The organism is Campylobacter curvus, from assembly GCF_013372125.1.
In the GTDB taxonomy this organism is placed as follows: domain Bacteria; phylum Campylobacterota; class Campylobacteria; order Campylobacterales; family Campylobacteraceae; genus Campylobacter_A; species Campylobacter_A curvus.
On the sequence record NZ_CP053826.1, the window covers coordinates 550341 to 568762 of the forward strand.

The following is an 18422-nucleotide window of genomic DNA, read 5'->3' on the forward strand; positions in this document are numbered from 1 at the left end:
AAATCTATATAATTTTAAAGCCTGAGTGAAGCGAGTCAGCATTTTACGGGGTCCAACACTTTTATGTTAGCGAAGACGTACAGGTGCTATGCGATGTGATTTCGTTTGAGTGCGAAAGCGCGAGAGATTGCAACCTTGAGGCGCTTGTCTATTTGCAAGATTGGCTTTGTTTACGGGCCACTCTTTTATGCGACGCTCACTTGGGTTTTTAAATTTACGGAGACAATATGAATATCCTCATCGTAGGAAATGGCGGCCGTGAGTATGCCATCGCCCTGAAGCTAAAAAGCGAAAAAAATCCTCCCAAACTCTACTTTGCGCCAGGCAACGGCGCCACCTCTGAACTTGGTGAAAATTTAAAGATAAAAAATCACAACGAGCTGGCGGATTTTGCCAAACGAAACGATATAAATTTGACCATCGTAGGTCCGGAAGCCCCGCTAAGCGAGGGGATCGTAGATGTCTTTAAGGCGCACGGGCTTTTGATATTTGGACCGAGCAAGGCCGCCGCGAGACTTGAAGCGAGTAAGGCTTTCATGAAGGATTTTTTAGCAAGAAACGGCATAAAAACGGCAAAATATCTAAACACAGACGATAAAAACGAAGCGTTTAAATTTATAGACTCTTTAAGCGTGCCGGTGGTCGTAAAGGCTGACGGTCTATGCGCAGGCAAAGGCGTGATAATCGCAAAAACTCATGACGAAGCAAAGGCCGCCGTTAGCGATATGCTAAGCGGAGATAGCTTTGGCGAGGCCGGCAAACGCGTAGTGGTCGAGGAATTTTTGGATGGATTTGAGCTCAGCTTTTTTGCCATCTGCGACGGGGAAAATTTCTTCAGCCTTCCTGTGGCGCAAGATCACAAGCGACTTTTAGATAACGACGAAGGGCCAAATACCGGCGGCATGGGGGCTTACGCACCAAGTCCGCTAGCGACTCCTCATCTCATAAAACGCGTAGAAAACGAGATCGTAGCACCGACGCTAAGAGGCATGAAAGCTGAGGGCAATCCCTTTTGCGGAGTGCTTTTTGTAGGGCTCATGATCGTAAATGGCGAGCCTGTGGTGCTTGAATTTAACGTTCGTTTCGGAGATCCGGAGTGTGAGGTCTTGATGCCTTTAATAGACGCAAATTTAAGTGAAATTTTACTAAACGCCGCCAGCGGGAATTTAGACAAGATAGACTTTAGACTAAAAGATGAATTTGCCGTAGGGGTCGTGATGGCAAGTAAAAATTATCCATATAAAAGCACCCCTAAAGCAAGGATAAATATAAAAAATATCCCGCAAAATTCTCACGTAGCCTACGCCGGAGTGAGCGAGGAGGCGGGCGAGATCTATGCTGATGGCGGGAGAGTGCTCGTTTGCGTCGGATGTGCAAAGAGCATAAAACAAGCTCGCGACAAGGCGTATGAGCTTTGTGAAAACGTGAAATTTGACGGCATGCAATACCGCAAAGATATCGCTTGGCAGGTGCTTAAATGAACATGGGTCTGGTAGAGAAACTAGAGCGCGAAAACATCTCGCTGGCGAGCTTTTCAAAGAGGATTTACGCTTATTGCGTAGATGAGGTTTTGATAAGCATTTTGTTTATGGCGATCTACTGGGACGCATTTAACACGGCAAACACCTACGAGCAGGTCATAGCGCTGGTTTCTAGCCTCATTTGGCAGCTTATGGTGCTAAAAATTTTATATCAGACATTTTTTACGTGGTATTATGGGGCGAGCCTTGGTAAGATGGCTTTTAAGATAGTCTGCATCGATGCTCAAATTTTGGACAAGCCAAGCTTTATGGCAAGCCTATCTAGGGCCATGATGAGAGTCGTCGGCGAAGCGTGCTTTTATCTGGGTTTTGCGTGGGCTTTTGGCAATGAGGCGCGCCAAACATGGCACGACAAGATAGCAAGAACGGTCGTCGTAGATGTTCTTTAGAATTTTCATTTTTATCTCACTTTGCCTTTTACAGGCATTTGCCGCTACCGAGGATGTGCAGCTTTTAGCCGATGACGTCAAACAAGAAAACGGCATCGTGACCGCGAACAAAAACGTCGTCGTTTATTCGCAAAACTATCTAGTCACGGCAGACTGCGCAGTATACGATCAAAACAGCTCCATAATCGAGCTTTTCGGTAACGTAAATATGATGAAAGGCAAAAGCGAAATTTCACGCTCCAACTACGCCAAGCTAAATTTAAAAAATAACGACAGCGCCTTTGAAGCGCTTTTTATGATGAACAAAGATATGGAAGTCTGGATGAGGAGCGACGAGAGCAGCTCTGACAGCGAGTATTACCGTACGAAAGGCGCGATCGTCTCAAGCTGCAATGTCCAAGACCCCGACTGGAGCATAACCTCAAGCTCGGCGATGCTAAACAAACAAAGCAAATTCTTGCACATGTTTAATCCCGTCTTTCATCTAGGCTCCGTGCCAGTATTTTATCTGCCGTATTTTGGATTTTCGACCGATACTACGCGCAGGACCGGGCTTTTGCCACCGGAGCTTGGATATAGCAAAAAAGAGGGATTTTACTACAAACAGCCGATATATTTCGCTCCTTATAATCAATGGGACTTGGAGCTTGACCCGCAGATCCGCACCTCTAGGGGCACTGGAATTTACGGAGCGTTCAGGTTTGCCGATTCGCCTGATTCTAGAGGTGCGATAAGCTTTGGAGCCTTTACGGACAAGCAAAGCTACCGCAACAAACAGCAAAGTCAAAACTCAAATAACGCAAATTTAAAAAACAAGACCCACAAAGGCATCGGGTTTAACTACGAGCGCGATAAGCTCGTGAAGTATCTTACGGAGGTTGACCTGCAAGAGGGGCTTTGGATAGATGCGACAAAGCTAAATGACATAGAGTATCTAAATTTAAAGGGTCAAGGCGACGATTATGACTCGCTGGTGACCTCTAAATTTAACTACTTCATCGCAAACGATAAGCATTATTTGGGCGCATACGCAAAATACTACATCGATACCGAAAAGATAGGTAGCAAAAACGAAAACAAAGACACGCTACAAGAACTTCCGACGCTTCAGTATCATAAATTTACCGATAATATCGTTTTGCCAAATATTTTGTATTCGCTTGATCTGCAGTCTCACAGATATGACCGCAGGATAGGCGTGACGGCAACTCAGTATGAATTCACGCTGCCGATATCTTTGCATATCCCGCTATTTGACGATCTTGCGACGTTTTCGTTTTATGAAAATTTATACGCATCTCATATAAATTATGCGGATAAGATAACAGGCCCTACCGATCATGGCGAAGACAAGACGGCAGATTACGTGAATAATTATCATAAATTCACGCTTCACACCGACCTTGCAAAGGCCTATGAGAGCTTTTTCCATACTATAAATTTTGGTACCGAGTATCTTATACCAGGATACAACAAAGGCCGCTTGGACGATAAATTTATATATAGTGATGATTATGATTATAGTAAAGATAACGGTAAAGATTATATGCCAGGAAAGTATGAAAATTTCCTCGCTCAAGAGAAAAACAAAGAGGAGGTCTCGGCATACGCGACGCAATATTTTTACACCTCCGAGGGCAGGAAATTTTTGCGTCACAGCATTTCGCAGGGATATTACACCGATGATGATAAATACTCGAATTTAAAAAATGCGATCTATTTTTATCCGTTTAGCAATCTAAGCATTTACAATAGGCTCGAATACTCACACACGGATAAGGAATTTAAAAAGCTTCAAAGCGGCCTCACTTATACACATGAGCGCTTTACGGCGAACATCTTGCATACTATGAAGAAGAATTCAAACGCAGATAAAGACAGCTATCTCACGACATCGGCCAGCCTCAAGCTACCTGCGCAGTATAGGCTCGTTACCGGTCTTCAATACGATCTAGAGCGAGACTATACCAAGAGCTGGCGCGTAGGAGTGCTGCATCAAAGAAAATGCTGGAACTACGGACTGATCTTTCAAAAAGATATAGAGCCAACTACTACTACCAGCGGCTCTGCGATGACTAGGAAAAACGGCGTTTATTTCACGGTGAATTTCTATCCGATGGGCGGGGTGCATTATGACTTTTCGGTCCAAAAAGATCAAAGCAGCGGAAGCAACTGATGGCTGAAAATAATGTCGTAAATTTCAAAGATCAGCTAGAAGCCGCGGCGAAGCTGGTTGAAATTTTGCCTAAAAAGGAGCTGGTAGACGCTAAAACTATCGTAGTTTGTATGTCGCTTGACTCGGTCATCTTGACAGATGCGGTTTGCAGGAGTCTCGCACTAAGCTACGAGATGCTTTTTAGCGAGCCGATAGCCGCGCCAAATAACCCTGAATGTGACATAGCGATCGTGAGCGAGACCGAGGATATCGTGCTAAACGACGAGCTCATACGCGCGTTTAATATCAGCTACGACTTCGTCTACGGCGAGGCGCATAGAAAATATGAGGAGAAAATTTTAAAAAACGTTTATAAATATAGAAAAGGAAATTTGATAGGCGAGCTAAAAGATAAAAATATCTTGCTCATCGACGAGGGCTGCGAGACGGGACTGACCGCTCTGGTTTGCATAAAGACGCTGATGGACGTAAAGGTAAAATCTATCGCTTACGCCACGCCTGTGATAGCGACTGATGTCGCAGCCAGCCTTAGCGATATGGTAGATGAAATTTACACGGTCAACAAAATCGTGAATTTCATCGATGTGGATTCGTATTATGATAAAAAGATAGAGGCTACGGGCGAGCGGATAATGTCTATTTTGGAAGATAGCCCTTATTACTTACCACTGCAAAAACAACAAGGAGAAAAGAATAATGCAATATAGTATAGAAGTCAACAATCAGGTCGAAATTTTCGATCTAAACAAAGTCGCCAAACAAGCGGCTGGAGCGGTGATGCTTCGTGTGAAAAACACCGTGGTTTTAGCGACTGTCGCACGCGATGACGTGCAGGTCGAGGAGGACTTTTTACCTCTTACGGTGCAATACATCGAAAAAGCGTATGCCGCAGGCAGAATTCCGGGCGGCTATGTCAAACGCGAGACTAAGCCTGGCGACTTTGAGACCTTGACGGCGCGCATCATCGATCGCTCTCTTCGTCCGCTTTTTCCAAAAGGCTACGCATATCCGACTCAGATCGTAGTCATGGTGTTATCGGCCGATCCTGAAGTTGATTTGCAAGTGGTAGGCTTGAATGCCGCAAGCGTAGCGCTTTATCTTAGCGATATCCCGGTAAATCGCCCGGTCTGCGGTGTGCGAGTAGGCTACATAGACGATAAATTCGTGATAAATCCTAGCAACAGCGAGCTAAAATCAAGCGCACTCGATCTTTATGTAGCAGGCACGAAAGACGAGCTTTTGATGATAGAGATGAGGAGCATAGCTCAGCAAAGCTCACAGATCATACCTATAATCGCGATCGATCCGATGATGGATCCTAGCCTAAACGATAGCATAACTCAAAAGCAAGATATGAACGAATTTAGCGAGGATAAGATAGTAGAGGCGATAGACTTTGCCGGCAAAGCGATACTACGCGCCAGCAATGCCTACGAGGAGGCCTTTAAAGAGCATAAAAAAGAAGACGCGGTTTTGGAGCTAAAGCCCGAGATAGAAAACGAAAATATCGCTATTTATATCGATAAATTTTATAAAAACGACGTGAAAAACGCTATCAACCAAATGGCAAAGAGCGAGCGCGCAAGCGAGCTTGGCAAGATCGCAAAGCAAATAGCAAGCGATGAAGTCGCACAAAAAGAGGGCTGGGAAGAGGGCGTGATAAGCAACGTCCTTGGTAAATATAAAAAGAAGATCGTAAGAGAGCAGATCATAAATGAAGGCGTCAGAGCCGACGGACGCGCGCTTGATGAGGTCAGACCTATCAGCATAGAGACAAATGTGCTTCCAAATGCGCACGGCTCATGCTTGTTCACACGCGGTCAGACGCAAGCTCTGGTAGTAGCTACTCTTGGCACTGACGGCGATGCGCAGATGTATGATATATTGACCGAAAAAACGGCCCTCATAGAGAAATTTATGTTTAATTATAATTTCCCGGGATTTAGCGTCGGTGAAGCAAGCCCGCTAAAAGCACCCGGTAGGCGCGAGCTAGGACATGGAAATCTCGCAAAACGCGCGCTTGCTCCTAGTATAGACGTGAATTCTCCATATACCATACGCCTTGTTTCTGAAATTTTAGAAAGTAACGGCTCTAGCTCGATGGCTAGTGTTTGTGGCGGTGCTCTCGCACTTCGCGCAGCCGGTGTGGATACTCAAAAGCTAGTCGCCGGTGTTGCTATGGGACTTGTTTTTGAAGGTGATAAGCACGCTGTTTTGACCGATATAATGGGACTTGAGGATCATGACGGAGATATGGACTTTAAGGTAGCGGGCTCAAGTGAGGGCATAACTGCACTTCAGATGGATATAAAGCTTGGCGGTATCAGCCTTGAGGTGCTTAAAGAAGCGCTTTATCAAGCAAAGCGCGGCCGCGAGCATATATTAAATTTAATGCATCAAGCCGATAGCAAAATAGAAGTAAATGAGGATGTGTTACCAAAACTAGAGCTCTTTAGCGTCGATCCTAGTAAGATAGTCGATATCATCGGGCAAGCCGGCAAAACAATAAAAGAGATCATTGAGAGATTCGAGGTCTCGATAGACCTTGACAGAGAAAAGGGCGAGGTCAAGATCGCAGGCGGTGCAAAGAAAAATGTCGATGCGGCGAAAGACTATATAATCTCTATCACGTCAAAAGAAAATTCCAGAGGCTTTGGTAAAAAGCCGCACGGACACGACAGGCGCGATAAAGATAGGCAAAAGCCGACATTTAATATAGGAGATGAGTTTGACGGAGTAGTAAAAAGCGTTGTGGATTTTGGAGCGTTCATAGAGCTAAAAGACGGCGTAGACGGACTACTTCATATCTCAAAGATCAAAACGCCGCTAAATGTAGGCGATAGGCTGAAAGTATGTGTGAGTGAACAAAAAGGTAACAAAATTTCACTCTCTTTGGTCGAATAAATTTTAAAAGGACGGGCATGAAATATAAGAAGATATTGTTTCCAATCGGTGCCGGAGATGACATAGAGCCGCGCATATACGGTGCATTGAAGGTCGCGAAATGGTTTAATACCCATATCGAAGTCTTGACTTGCCAGCTTGATCCAAGTGTCGTTTATAACATGAAAATGACGCTTCGCGGAGGTGTGCTTTTTGAGGAATTTTTAAAGTCTGCCAAGGCAGAGCTCGCCGTCGAACACGAGCTCAATGAGAAAAAATTTAATAAAATTTGTAGTGAGCTTAACATAAAAATAAGCGATGAAGTGATAGAGGGAGAGTGCACCGCAAAATTCGTCGTGTATCAAGGGAAACGTAGCGCCATCGTCGAGCAAGAGTCTAAATTTTGCGATATGGTCGTAGCTGCCGTGCCGATAGACGGCAAGATAACCGGGACATTCGAGTCTGCGGTCATCAAAAGCGGTAAAAACGTCATCGCCATACCTAGGAATTTACACGAATTTAGCGCAAATAATATCTTGGTCAGCTGGACTGCGACACCGCAGAGCTCAAGAGCGCTTACGAGCTCGCTTGATCTACTAAAGCGTGCCAAGAAGGTGCACTGCATAACATCTAAGGCTAGCTTGGGTGATAATGCCGAGATAAACCTTAAAAAGCTTGAGGAGTATTTCAAGCTTCATGGCATAAGCGCGACTTTTGAGGTCATAGATACGACGGCTATCCCGGGAGAGGCGCTTTTAAGGGTCGCAAAAGATACAAATTCGGATCTCATAGTAGCAGGTAGGCACGGAGAAAACGGACTCATGGAGATGGTGCTTGGCGGAACGTCGAGATTTTTCTTAGAGCATACTACGATCCCGGTATTTATGTAAAATTTATGGCAGGGTGATCCTGCCAAATATCTACTTTAAGCTTCTTTGTTCTTATTTTGATTGGCTATTAGCTTTTAAAAGTAAGCATATAAGTAAATCAAAAAATGAACACTTTTAAATGCTTCATAGACTGTTTTTATAAAATAACGCCATCACCAACAAAATTTAATGGTTAGCCACCCTCTTTGCTCTGCCTTGAAGTGCCTTGACTGCTTTACAACCACGCCTAAAGATACTCCCAATCTTTGCCAAGAGGTTCAGCCTCTAGCTCGCCTCTCTTAAAAGCCTCAAAGTCTGTTTTTATCTCTTGTCTTATATCCTCTAAAGCGTCTATTTGTGTCCGCTCTTTAGTGTCTGTAGCCAGCTGCTTACTAAATGCTATTATTTTGCTGATGATATTCTGCATAGCCTTAGCTCCTTATAGTGTTCTTGCGTATTTTAGCATATTTGTTGGTTAGTAAGACATTTATTCAAATCATTAATGAACCGTAAAGTACCTCTAGCCTATCGATAAACGGCAGTAGCTCTTTAGCCACCCTTAGCCTTATCTTATAGTATCCGCCACTAGTCTTTAAAAGTGAGTGCATAAATTCTTAATCCCAAATCGAAATAATGATTATATTTGTGTATCGTTTTGTGTATCAAAAACGGATACATCAAACAAAACATAAACAAAACTTAGGATATTTGATATCTGTAAAAGTGGCTTTAAAGCCCTTTATATCGAAGTAGTAAAGAAAGTGGTGCGACCAGCGAGATTTGAACTCGCACACCTAACGGCACTACCCCCTCAAGATAGCGTGTCTACCAATTCCACCATGGTCGCGGATATGAAATTTAGCCCGAATTCGGGCTAAATTTAACCAAGCATCGGGTTTGCGTAAAGAACGATCAGTGTGATAACAAGTGCGTAGATGACTTGTGCTTCGATCATCGCAAGCGCGATAAACATCGTAGTCATAAGTTTGCTGCCTACGCCAGGGTTTCTGGCTGTTCCGCTGATAGTAGCCGCTGCGGTGTTACCCATACCGATAGCGCCGCCAAGAGCTGCAAGACCTAGGCCTATACCGGCTGCGATAACAGAATACGATCTGATCATCTCGCCGTCAGCTCCAAAAGCGAACGCAGCAAGAGATACGATCAATAAAACGATTTTTTTCATCATTGCTCCTTTGTGATTTAAGCTCGTTCGGATCTGTCCCCTACTAAAACTTTTAAGCCCGTATCATACAAAAATAAAGCTTTGTTTTTCTTAAAATTTAGGCTGTTTTTGACTAAGTGATGAAATAACGATTATAAATTTGTTTCAAATAAAAACATCAAAATTTTAAAAGCCATTGAAAATTCGCGAGCTTAGAAAAATAAAAGTTTTTTTATGGTATCGTCGAAACTATTTAATTCGGATTTAAATTAGGGCTTAAATGATAAATGAAAAATTCTCCAAAATAGGCTTCGTCCTTGCTATGGCCGGCTCTGCCGTCGGCCTTGGCAATGCGTGGAAATTCCCGACTATGGTCGGCAACAACGGCGGCTCGGCGTTTATAGTTTTATATTTGGTTTTGACGTTTTGCGTCGCGTTCGTCGCATTTTTGGCTGAACTTAGCATAGGAAAGCTCGGCGAGAGCGATGTCGTAAGCTCGATTTATAAGCTCGCTCCAAAGCACAAAAGAGCATGGTCGCTGTCAGGATTTTTCATGATAGGTGCGGTGCTCATAGCCTCTTTTTATATGGTCGTGATCGGCTGGATACTAAAATACATCTACCTAAGCTTTGGTAAGCTTCCTGTGACGAACGAACAAGCCGGAGCCGAATTTGACAGTCTGCTTACAAACGACGCATTCAGCGCTATTTTATGTTTTAGTATCGTATTTTTGATCGTATTTTTCGCGGTTTCAAAAGGCATAAAAAGCGGTATAGAAAGGCTTAACGTCTGGATGATGCCAAGCTTGTTCGTGCTACTGTTTGGCATGCTTTGTTACTCGCTTACGATGAGCGATGGCTTTGTGAAGGCTGCGAAATTTTTATTCGTGCCAAATTTTGACGCTATAAGCGCAGATACGCTCCTACAAGCGCTCGGTCTCGCTTTTTTCTCGCTTTCCATGGGTGTTGGCGTGATCCCGACCTACGCTGCAAATTTACCCGAGCGCACGAATCTCATAAAATCGACCCTTTCTATCATTTTTATAAATATATTGATAGGTATAATGATGGGGCTAGTCGTTTTTACCTTTATATTTGCCTACGGAGGCGACACGACGCAAGGCGGTCCGGGACTGATATTCGTTTCGCTAGCGACGCTCTTTGCAAAGCTTGGCGTAATAGGAAATGTCATGGCTGTGGCGTTTTTCGTATCGCTGCTTTTTGCCGGAGTGACGAGTGCGGTCTCCATGATAGAGCCGTTTGCTTATTATCTTGTTAGAAAATTTGACTTCACGCGCAAAAAAGCGCTCGTTTATATAGGAATCTTGGTCTACGTGCTAGGCATAGCCTGCGTGCTTTCGTATTACAAGCCTACAGCTCAAAATTTCAGTGTATTTGGCAAGCCGATGTTCGATGCGTTGGACTATCTCACGTCAAATATAATGATGCCAATCGGTGCGATAATATTTAGCGCCTTTGTAGGCTGGGTGTTGAAAAAAGATGGCCTGTTCTTTCTCTTTGGCGATTTTATGGGTAAATTTTGGTTTGAAATTTGGTATTTCGCGCTACGATTTTTAGTGCCTATCGCTATTTTCATAATAATGTTTTATCAAATTTTAGGCAAATAAATGAGCGAAAAATTTAGCAAAATAGGCTTCATTCTCTCTATCGTAGGAGCGGCTATCGGCCTTGGCAATGCGTGGAAATTCCCCTATATGGTCGGCGCAAACGGCGGCTCGGCGTTCGTACTCGTGTATCTATTTTTTGCGCTCATCGTCGGGCTTAGCATATTTTTTGCCGAGATGGCTATGGGTAAAATTTCAGCCAGTGATACCGTAAATGCATTTCGCTCGCTCGCCCCACCCAACCAGAAGGCATGGGGATATGCCGGTATCATTATGATAACCGGGATTTTCGTCGCTTCGTTTTATACGCTCATCATAGGCTGGGTCATAAAATACGCCGTCTTGAGCCTGGGTGCACTTCCAAAAGATATAAATTCCTCCGCAGCGCTCTTTGAAAATTTCACTTCGCAAAATGCAAGTGAGCAAATTTTATATTTCACTTTGGCGTTTTTGGCCTATTTTTTCGTGCTGACAAAGGGTGTGAAAAGCGGCATAGAGCGCATAAATCTATGGCTCATACCCACACTTTTCGTGCTTTTACTGCTGATGCTTGGGTATTCGATGAGTATGGACGGCTTTGACGAGGCGGTCGGGTTTTTGCTGGTGCCTGATTTTTCCAAGATAAATTCGGAGAGTGTATTTATGGCTCTTGGACTTGCATTTTTTACGATGTGTATAGGCATAGGCTGCGTGCTTACGTATTCATCGAGTCTAAATGACGATACGAATTTATTCACCTCATCGCTTTACGTCGTGTTTTTAAACATCATCATCAGCGTCATTATCGGCCTTATCGTATTTACTTTCGTGTTTGAATTCGGTGCTAAGCCGTCTCAAGGTGTGGGGCTTGCTTTCATCTCGCTGCCGACATTGTTTGCAAAGCTCGGTATGCTTGGCAACGTGCTTTGTTTTACGTTTTTTGTGGCGCTTATATTTGCGGGTCTTACATCGGCCATATCGATGGTAGAGCCTGCTATCTTTTATCTAAACCGAAATTTCGGTCTTAGCAGATTAAGATCGATCGTCATAGTAGGTGCGGTGGTATATATGCTTGGCGTCCTTTGTGCGTTATCCGGTGTTACGGATTTTAAAGACGAGCTGACGTTTTTTGGTAAAGGGTTTTTTGACTGGCTCGATTATATCAGCTCAAACATCATGCTACCGCTTGGAGGTATCGTGATAGCGGTCTTTGTGGGGTATTTTATGAAATTTCAGTCGTTAAGGGCGCTTTTCGTGCCTTATATGGGCGAGACGATATTTAAAATTTGGTATTTTTTACTTCGTTATATAGCGCCTGTTTGCGTGCTTTTAGTTTTAGTTAAAGGGATAATGTAATGGCAAAAGAACAGTTTTCTAAGATCGGTTATGTTTTGGCGGTCGCGGGCTCTGCCGTTGGCCTTGGCAATGCGTGGAAATTCCCGTATATGGTTGGCGAGAACGGCGGCTCGGCGTTCGTGCTACTATATCTTGTCATCTGCTTTTTGGTGGGCGTGCCTATCTTTATGGCCGAGCTTAGTATAGGCAAGCTAAGCGAGAGCGACAGTGTCAATGCCTTTAGAAAGCTTGCCGATAAACATAAAAATTTATGGCAATACGTGGGAATTCTAGCCATGGTCACGGCTGCGATCATATCTTGCTACTACATAGTCATCATCGGCTGGGTGATAAAGTATTTTTTTCTATCTTTTAGCTCTTTGCCAAGCGATATCGAAAGCTCTAAGGCGATATTTAACGAGCTTATCACAAAGGATGCCGGGGAGCAGACGATCTGCTTCATCGCGGCGTTTGCATTATGCTTTTACGTTTTGTCAAAGGGCGTGAAAAGCGGTATAGAAAAGCTTAATGTCTGGATGATGCCAAGCCTATTCATAATGCTTTTGATAATGCTTGGCTACTCGGCTACGATGGACGGGTTCGTCGCGTCGGCTAAATTTTTACTCGTGCCCGATTTTAGTAAAATTTCGATAAATTCCTTACTTTTGGCGCTTGGGCTTGCATTTTGGACGCTCTCCCTTGGCATGGCGGCCATCATAACGTATTCAGCTAGCCTAAGTGACGATACGAATCTAAGCACCTCCACGATAAGCGTCGTGCTCATAAACATCACGCTAGCCATAATGATGGGGCTAGTAATCTTCACGTTTATATTTGAATTCGACGCCACGCCGGCTCAAGGACCGGGGCTTGTATTCATCTCGCTACCGACATTGTTTGCAAAGCTTGGCTTTGCGGGCAACATCCTAGCCGTCGCATTTTTCGTAGCGCTCATATTTGCCGGTATAACATCGGCTATTTCGATAGTCGAGCCGTTCGTATTTTTTCTTATCAGAGAGTATTCTATCAGCCGCAAAAAGGCGCTCACTATAGTCGGTGCGGGCGTTTTTGTCGTGGGGCTCATGTGCGTCTTTGCAAATATAGAAAATATAGGCGATAAAATTTTATTTTTTGGCAAGAATTTCTTCGATTTCCTAGACTTCACAGCCTCTAATGTCTTGCTTCCGATAAGCGGAATTTTAGAGGCGATATTCGTTGGTTATTTTATGAAACGCAAAGCGCTTTATACGCTTTTTAGCCCTTATATGAGCGACTGGGTGTTTAACGTCTGGTACTTCTTGCTTCGTTTCGTCGCGCCTATTTGCGTATTTTGCGTTATGATGAATTCGTTGTTTTTTACTTAAAGGTTGATCATGCAAAGACTCGAGAGATTTTTCGATAAGGCTGCCGATATAATCGGCTATTTGTGTATGTTTATCATGGCACTGATGATAATAGACGTCTCTTTTAACGTCGTTTCAAGGTATTTTTTTCAATACGGCAACGTCGGGCTTCAAGAGCTTGAGTGGCATTTTTTCGCGATCGTTTTCTTGCTAGGCATGAACTACGCGTTAAAAGAGGACGCACATGTTCGCGTCGATATTTTTTATGCGAAATTCAGCCCGCGTACGAAGGCGCTTGTAAATATGATAGGAACGGTTATTTTCATAATACCGTTTGCCATTTTGGTCTCGACCTTGTCGATCGATTTTGTGATGGAAGCATACACTTCAAACGAGGGCAGCGCCGATCCCGGCGGACTTCCTTACCGCTGGATAATAAAAAGTTTCATCCCTATATCTTTTTACCTTTTGATATTTTTTTCGATAGGCTTTTTTATTAAAAATTTCAATCTCTACCAAAGTGCGAAAAGGGGCTAAAATGGCTGGTATAGTGATGTTTTTAGCCGCGCTTTTGATGCTTGGTATAGGATTTCCCGTCGCATTTACCTTTGCTGCAGTAGCGATGATATTTGGACTGATTGGCGGTATGATAGAGAGCTTTGGTGACGGAAATGGGCTGATTGGCGGGTTTATAGTTTTTAAAGATATGTTCGCTTTCATGCCTTATAGGATATTTGACTCCATCATGCAAAATAAAATTTTGATCGCCGTGCCGCTTTTTGTCTTCATGGGCGTGGTTTTGCAAAAATCAAAACTAGCCGAGAGGCTGCTTGAGAGCATGGGGCTATTGTTTGGTGAAATTCGTGGCGGCATAGCTATCAGCACCGTCTTAGTCGGTGCGTTGCTCGCGGCATCCACCGGTGTCGTAGGAGCTAGCGTAGTCGCTATGGGCGTTATAAGCCTGCCCGTGATGCTAAAATACAAATACAACCAGTCTCTTGGCTGCGGCACGATATGCGCAGCGGGCACTTTGGGGCAGATCATCCCGCCATCTATCGTCCTCATAATCCTAGGCGATATATTTTCAGTCCCGGTAGGCGAGCTTTTCCACGAGGCTTTTGTGCCCGGACTCGTGCTGGTTGGTGCTTACGTAGCTTATATTTTGATAGTGTCTTACGTAAAGCCCGAATTTGCCCCTATCGTAGAGTCTAGCGTAGATGAGAGCAAGATGAGGCAAATTTTAAGAGCGCTTGCTGCTATCTTGCCGCCGCTTTTGCTCGTTGTCTGCGTGCTTGGCTCGATATTTGCCGGCATCGCTACGCCGACTGAGAGCTCGGCCTTTGGCTGCGTGGGAGCCGTGTTACTTTCGCTTTTTTATAGGACGTTTTCGTTTTCGATGCTAAGAGAAGCGCTTGAGGAGAGCGTTAAAACTACGGCGCTCGTATTTACCATTTTAGTCGGCGCTACGGCATTTTCGCTCGTTTTTACTTACACCGGAGGCGATGAGATAGTAGAAGAATTTATGACGAATTTACCGGGCGATAAATGGGGATTTGTCATATTTAGCATGGTCGTGATCTTCGTACTGGGATTTTTTATAGATTTTGTAGAAATTTCATATATCGTCTTGCCTATTTTAGCGCCTATCGCGATCAGTCTAGGTATAAATCCGATATATTTTGCCATACTAATAGCCATGAATCTACAGACCTCATTCCTGACGCCGCCGTTTGGATTTAGCCTATTTTTCTTGCGCTCGGTCGCTCCGCCGCAGATAAAGACCAGCTCGATATATAAGGGCGTAGTGCCTTTCATAATCATTCAGCTGATAGTTTTGGCATTTTTTTGTTACTTCTTGATGAGATAAAGAGTGTCTATGTCGGCTCGAAGAACAAAATTTCGTGATAGCTCAAATACTGAGCTGGGCGTCATTTTAGAGGAGCAAGCCAGCGCCGACGCACGAAGACGTTAAAAAATGCCAAAAGAGGACGAGACTGATAAGGGCTAAATTTAGCCCTTATTGCTAAATTTTGTGTAATACTCTTGCAAGTAGTCCGAGTAGTAGCTGTTTTGATCGCGCTTATCAAAGCTAGCCGTGCCCCTACTTGCCGTCTCATATGTTTGCTCGTCAAACACCGACATCGCGATAAATAGCCTAAGTGCACCCATGTCGTCGTTATCGTCCAAAATCACATCTTTATATTTATTGGCTAGATCGCATGCTATTTGTCTCTCATTAAGCCTAACGGCAGCTTCGATCAGTAGCGGCATTTGCTCTATCATGCGAGGCTCTGAGCTGATGACTTTGGCGGCTTGTGGTAGCAGAGCTTTTGCCTCCTCGATCTTGCCTAAATTTATCATGCTAAAAAGCACCGGTGCGTATGTCAGATGTGGCACTTCGCCGCATGTTAGCTCACCGCGCAGTATCGGCCGGGCTGCGTTTAACGCCTCTTCGTAATTGCCGACAAAGTAATTATAAAGCGTCAGATCGCTCGCCTCACAAGCCTCACAATCATTCATATCATCGTGCGCTAGCCCTTGCCACAGCTCAAAATTTACCCTCGCCTCGCGCACATCGCCCATCGTGATGTTTTGCAGCATGAGCGCCTTGTGATAGGCAGCCAAGCTTAGCTCAAAGTATTCATACAGCCGCCTCATCATCTCATTTGTCTCTTCAATCTTCTCTTTTGACGTGCTTGCACTTTGACCAAGACCAGCGACGATCCACTTAAATTTCCACAGACAATCATCTAAAATTTCAGCATCAGCGTCGCTTGCTTTATTGTTATTAAATTTATCGATAATGTGCTCCGTCAGCCACTGTAAAGCCCATGCGCGAAATTCGCTATTAAATTTCTCGCAGTCATCATTTAGCACAAATTCGCTGATCTGCGCGAGCAGTTCGTCATCTTTTGCACTAAGAGCCTCTTTGATCTGCTTGGATAAAAAATCCTCTTTTTTAGTCAGCTCGTTAATCTTATCTAGCTCTTTGTAAATTTGCTCGATCGTCATTTTCCGCCTTTTAGCCTAAATTCAGTGATAAAATTATATCTACTTTAATCTAAAACAAGGTAAAATTACGATGATTTTAATCCAAAAAAAGGCAACGAAATGGCGAAGAAATTTATCGATATTATGGATACTACGTTTCGTGACGGCTTTCAGTCGGTTTATGGTGCCAGGGTGCTTATGGACGACTTTTTCCCCGCGGTCGAAGCGGCCAAAGAGGCGGGCATAAAGCACTTTGAATTTGGCGGCGGTGCACGCTTTCAGAGTCTTTATTTTTACCTTAATGAGGACGCATTCACGATGATGGATAAATTTCGCGTCATCGTGGGCGAAGGGGTAAATTTACAGACATTGGCGCGCGGAGTAAATACCGTGACGCTCGACACCGGTAGTCGTGAGCTCATAGACCTGCATGCAAAAATGTTTAAAAAGCATGGCACGACTACGATCAGAAATTTTGACGCGCTAAACGACGTGGAAAATTTAAAATATTCGGGCGAACGCATCGTTCATCACGGCCTTAAGCATGAGGTCGTAGTCACTATGATGGATCTGCCGCCAAACTGCGTAGGAGCGCATGATGTAGCGTTTTACGAGAGGATTTTAAGGCAAATTTTAGACGCGGACATACCTTATCACAGTGTCTGTTTTAAGGACGCTAGCGGCACAAGCAGCCCGCAAAAGGTCTATGAAACTATCAAAATGGCTCGCAAACTTCTCCCACAAGATACTCATATCCGCCTTCATACTCATGAGACCGCCGGTGTCAGCGTAGCATGTTATCTCGCCGCGCTTGAGGCCGGAGCTGATGGCATCGATCTGGCCGCAAGTCCAGTCAGCGGAGGCACCAGCCAGCCTGATATACTCACGATGCTGCACGCCGTAAAGGGTAAAAATTTCGACCTTGGCGGGCTTGATGTGGAGAAAATTTTAAAATATGAAAGCGTATTGAGAGATTGTTTGAGCGATTATTTCACCCCGCCTGAAGCCATACAGGTAAGCCCTCTCATCCCGTTTTCGCCGATGCCGGGCGGTGCGCTCACTGCAAATACTCAAATGATGCGTGACAACAATATCCTTGATAAATTCCCCGCCGTGATAGAAGCTATGCGCGAGGTCGTCGAAAAGGGCGGTTACGGCACGAGCGTAACGCCTGTCAGTCAGTTTTATTTCCAGCAAGCTTTTAATAACGTGATGTTTGGCAAATGGAAAAAGATAGCCGACGGATACGGCAAAATGGTGCTTGGCTACTTCGGTCATACTCCTTGTGAGCCTGATAGCAAGGTCGTAAAGCTAGCCAGCGAACAGCTAAAGCTAAAGCCAACCAAAGAAAACGCCATCGATATCGCAGATCGCGATGAGAGTAAGTCGCTTAAAGCTACGCGTAAAATTTTAAAGAGCGAGGGTATAGCCGTTACCGACGAAAACGTATTTATCGCTGCTGCTTGCAAGGAAAAGGGCATAGCATTTTTAAAGGGCCAGGCAAAGGTCAATGTAAGAAAGATAAGTCAAATGCCAAAAGAGCAGCCATGCACGCAAAAATCCACTCAAAGCGGCAGGTATAGCGTAGTCGTAAACGGTAGCCGCTATAATGTCGAAGTAAGCGAGGGCTTTAACGATAGCGTGCAGGTAAAAAGCATAACCGAAGTTGCCGCAGAGCCCGCTAAAAATTCGTCTAAAAGCTCACCCGCCAGTCATAATGGCGACGCCATACTTAGCTCGGTGCCGGGAGTAGTGCATAAAATTTTGATCAAAGCAGGCGATAAGGTCAAGAAAGGGCAAGCTATCGTCGTGCTAGAAGCTATGAAAATGGAGATAGAAGTCTCCGCTCCAAAAGACGGCACGATAAGCTCGATCGAAGTAAAGCAGGGGCAAAATGTAGAAAGCTCTCAGGTTATAGCCAGGATGTAGGCCTAAAATAGGCCGTTACCATGATGGTGCGGTCTATTTTGTTTTTGCTTCTTAGTGAAGCGACTATACTCATATCCGTGCCAGCCTCTATTTTATCCTTAAAAAAATAAATTAAATCCCAAATGAAAATTTAGCCTCCATAAAGCTACGTAAATTCCGGCGCAAGCTCAATAAAGAGGGTGTTAAGGAATATTGCACTAA

Annotated in this window: 15 protein-coding genes and 1 tRNA gene; 12 read left to right on the plus strand and 4 right to left on the minus strand. The window is 44.3% G+C overall.

The genetic code is table 11. The annotated features are described in order from the left end of the window. The first annotated feature begins 227 nt into the window (after positions 1-227). The 6 genes from purD to CCVT_RS02665 are packed head-to-tail and all read left to right on the plus strand — an operon-like array spanning position 228 to position 7879. Positions 228-1481 (plus strand): phosphoribosylamine--glycine ligase, encoded by a 1254-nt coding sequence (gene purD / locus CCVT_RS02640; protein WP_018136865.1) that lies wholly within the window; start codon positions 228-230, stop codon positions 1479-1481. Next, the gene (locus tag CCVT_RS02645; protein ID WP_018136864.1) at positions 1478-1930 is read left to right on the plus strand and encodes an RDD family protein; all 453 of its coding nucleotides are present in this window, start codon (positions 1478-1480) and stop codon (positions 1928-1930) included. Before purD ends, CCVT_RS02645 begins: the two co-directional genes overlap by 4 nt. Next, on the plus strand, positions 1920-4106 hold the full coding sequence (locus CCVT_RS02650; RefSeq protein WP_018136863.1) for an LPS-assembly protein LptD: 2187 nt from the start codon (positions 1920-1922) through the stop codon (positions 4104-4106). The genes CCVT_RS02645 and CCVT_RS02650 overlap by 11 nt, the downstream gene beginning before the upstream one ends. Further along, complete coding sequence (locus CCVT_RS02655) at positions 4106-4813, plus strand: phosphoribosyltransferase family protein (protein ID WP_018136862.1); 708 nt, start codon at positions 4106-4108, stop codon at positions 4811-4813. The genes CCVT_RS02650 and CCVT_RS02655 overlap by 1 nt, the downstream gene beginning before the upstream one ends. Beyond that, complete coding sequence (locus tag CCVT_RS02660; protein WP_018136861.1) at positions 4803-7010, plus strand: polyribonucleotide nucleotidyltransferase; 2208 nt, start codon at positions 4803-4805, stop codon at positions 7008-7010. Before CCVT_RS02655 ends, CCVT_RS02660 begins: the two co-directional genes overlap by 11 nt. A 17-nt stretch (positions 7011-7027) precedes the next feature. Continuing rightward, positions 7028-7879, plus strand: a complete 852-nt coding sequence (locus CCVT_RS02665) for a universal stress protein (protein WP_011992003.1) — start codon at positions 7028-7030, stop codon at positions 7877-7879. Positions 7880-8105: 226 nt separating this feature from the next. On the opposite strand, the gene CCVT_RS02670 is transcribed toward CCVT_RS02665, so the two are convergent. From CCVT_RS02670 to CCVT_RS02680, 3 genes are all read right to left on the minus strand, one after another. After that, entirely contained in the window at positions 8106-8285 is a 180-nt protein-coding gene (locus CCVT_RS02670; RefSeq protein WP_018136860.1) for a hypothetical protein, read from the minus strand. Between the two features lie 335 nt (positions 8286-8620). Then, a tRNA-Leu gene (locus tag CCVT_RS02675) sits at positions 8621-8705 on the minus strand. Positions 8706-8738: 33 nt separating this feature from the next. Next, positions 8739-9041: a F0F1 ATP synthase subunit C gene (locus tag CCVT_RS02680; RefSeq protein ID WP_009650368.1), complete on the minus strand. Its 303-nt coding sequence runs from the start codon at positions 9039-9041 to the stop codon at positions 8739-8741. 259 nt (positions 9042-9300) lie between these two features. Here CCVT_RS02680 and CCVT_RS02685 point away from each other — a divergent pair, with 259 nt between their 5' ends. Genes CCVT_RS02685 through CCVT_RS02705 form a run of 5 tightly spaced genes read left to right on the plus strand, consistent with a single transcriptional unit; the run spans position 9301 to position 15168 of the window. Continuing rightward, a complete protein-coding gene (locus tag CCVT_RS02685; protein ID WP_018136858.1) occupies positions 9301-10647 on the plus strand; it encodes a sodium-dependent transporter in 1347 nt (448 codons plus the stop codon). After that, the gene (locus CCVT_RS02690; protein WP_018136857.1) at positions 10648-11979 is read left to right on the plus strand and encodes a sodium-dependent transporter; all 1332 of its coding nucleotides are present in this window, start codon (positions 10648-10650) and stop codon (positions 11977-11979) included. Next, positions 11979-13322 (plus strand): sodium-dependent transporter, encoded by a 1344-nt coding sequence (locus CCVT_RS02695; protein ID WP_018136856.1) that lies wholly within the window; start codon positions 11979-11981, stop codon positions 13320-13322. Before CCVT_RS02690 ends, CCVT_RS02695 begins: the two co-directional genes overlap by 1 nt. A gap of 9 nt (positions 13323-13331) precedes the next feature. After that, positions 13332-13838: a TRAP transporter small permease subunit gene (locus CCVT_RS02700; protein WP_011992008.1), complete on the plus strand. Its 507-nt coding sequence runs from the start codon at positions 13332-13334 to the stop codon at positions 13836-13838. 1 nt (position 13839) lies between these two features. Beyond that, a complete protein-coding gene (locus CCVT_RS02705) occupies positions 13840-15168 on the plus strand; it encodes a TRAP transporter large permease (RefSeq protein ID WP_018136855.1) in 1329 nt (442 codons plus the stop codon). A 143-nt stretch (positions 15169-15311) separates the two neighbouring features. Here the strand turns inward: CCVT_RS02705 and CCVT_RS02710 are convergent, their stop codons facing one another. Then, positions 15312-16313, minus strand: a complete 1002-nt coding sequence (locus CCVT_RS02710; RefSeq protein ID WP_018136853.1) for a hypothetical protein — start codon at positions 16311-16313, stop codon at positions 15312-15314. Between the two features lie 99 nt (positions 16314-16412). Here CCVT_RS02710 and CCVT_RS02715 point away from each other — a divergent pair, with 99 nt between their 5' ends. Then, a complete protein-coding gene (locus CCVT_RS02715; protein WP_018136852.1) occupies positions 16413-18221 on the plus strand; it encodes a biotin/lipoyl-containing protein in 1809 nt (602 codons plus the stop codon). Positions 18222-18422: the final 201 nt, after the last annotated feature.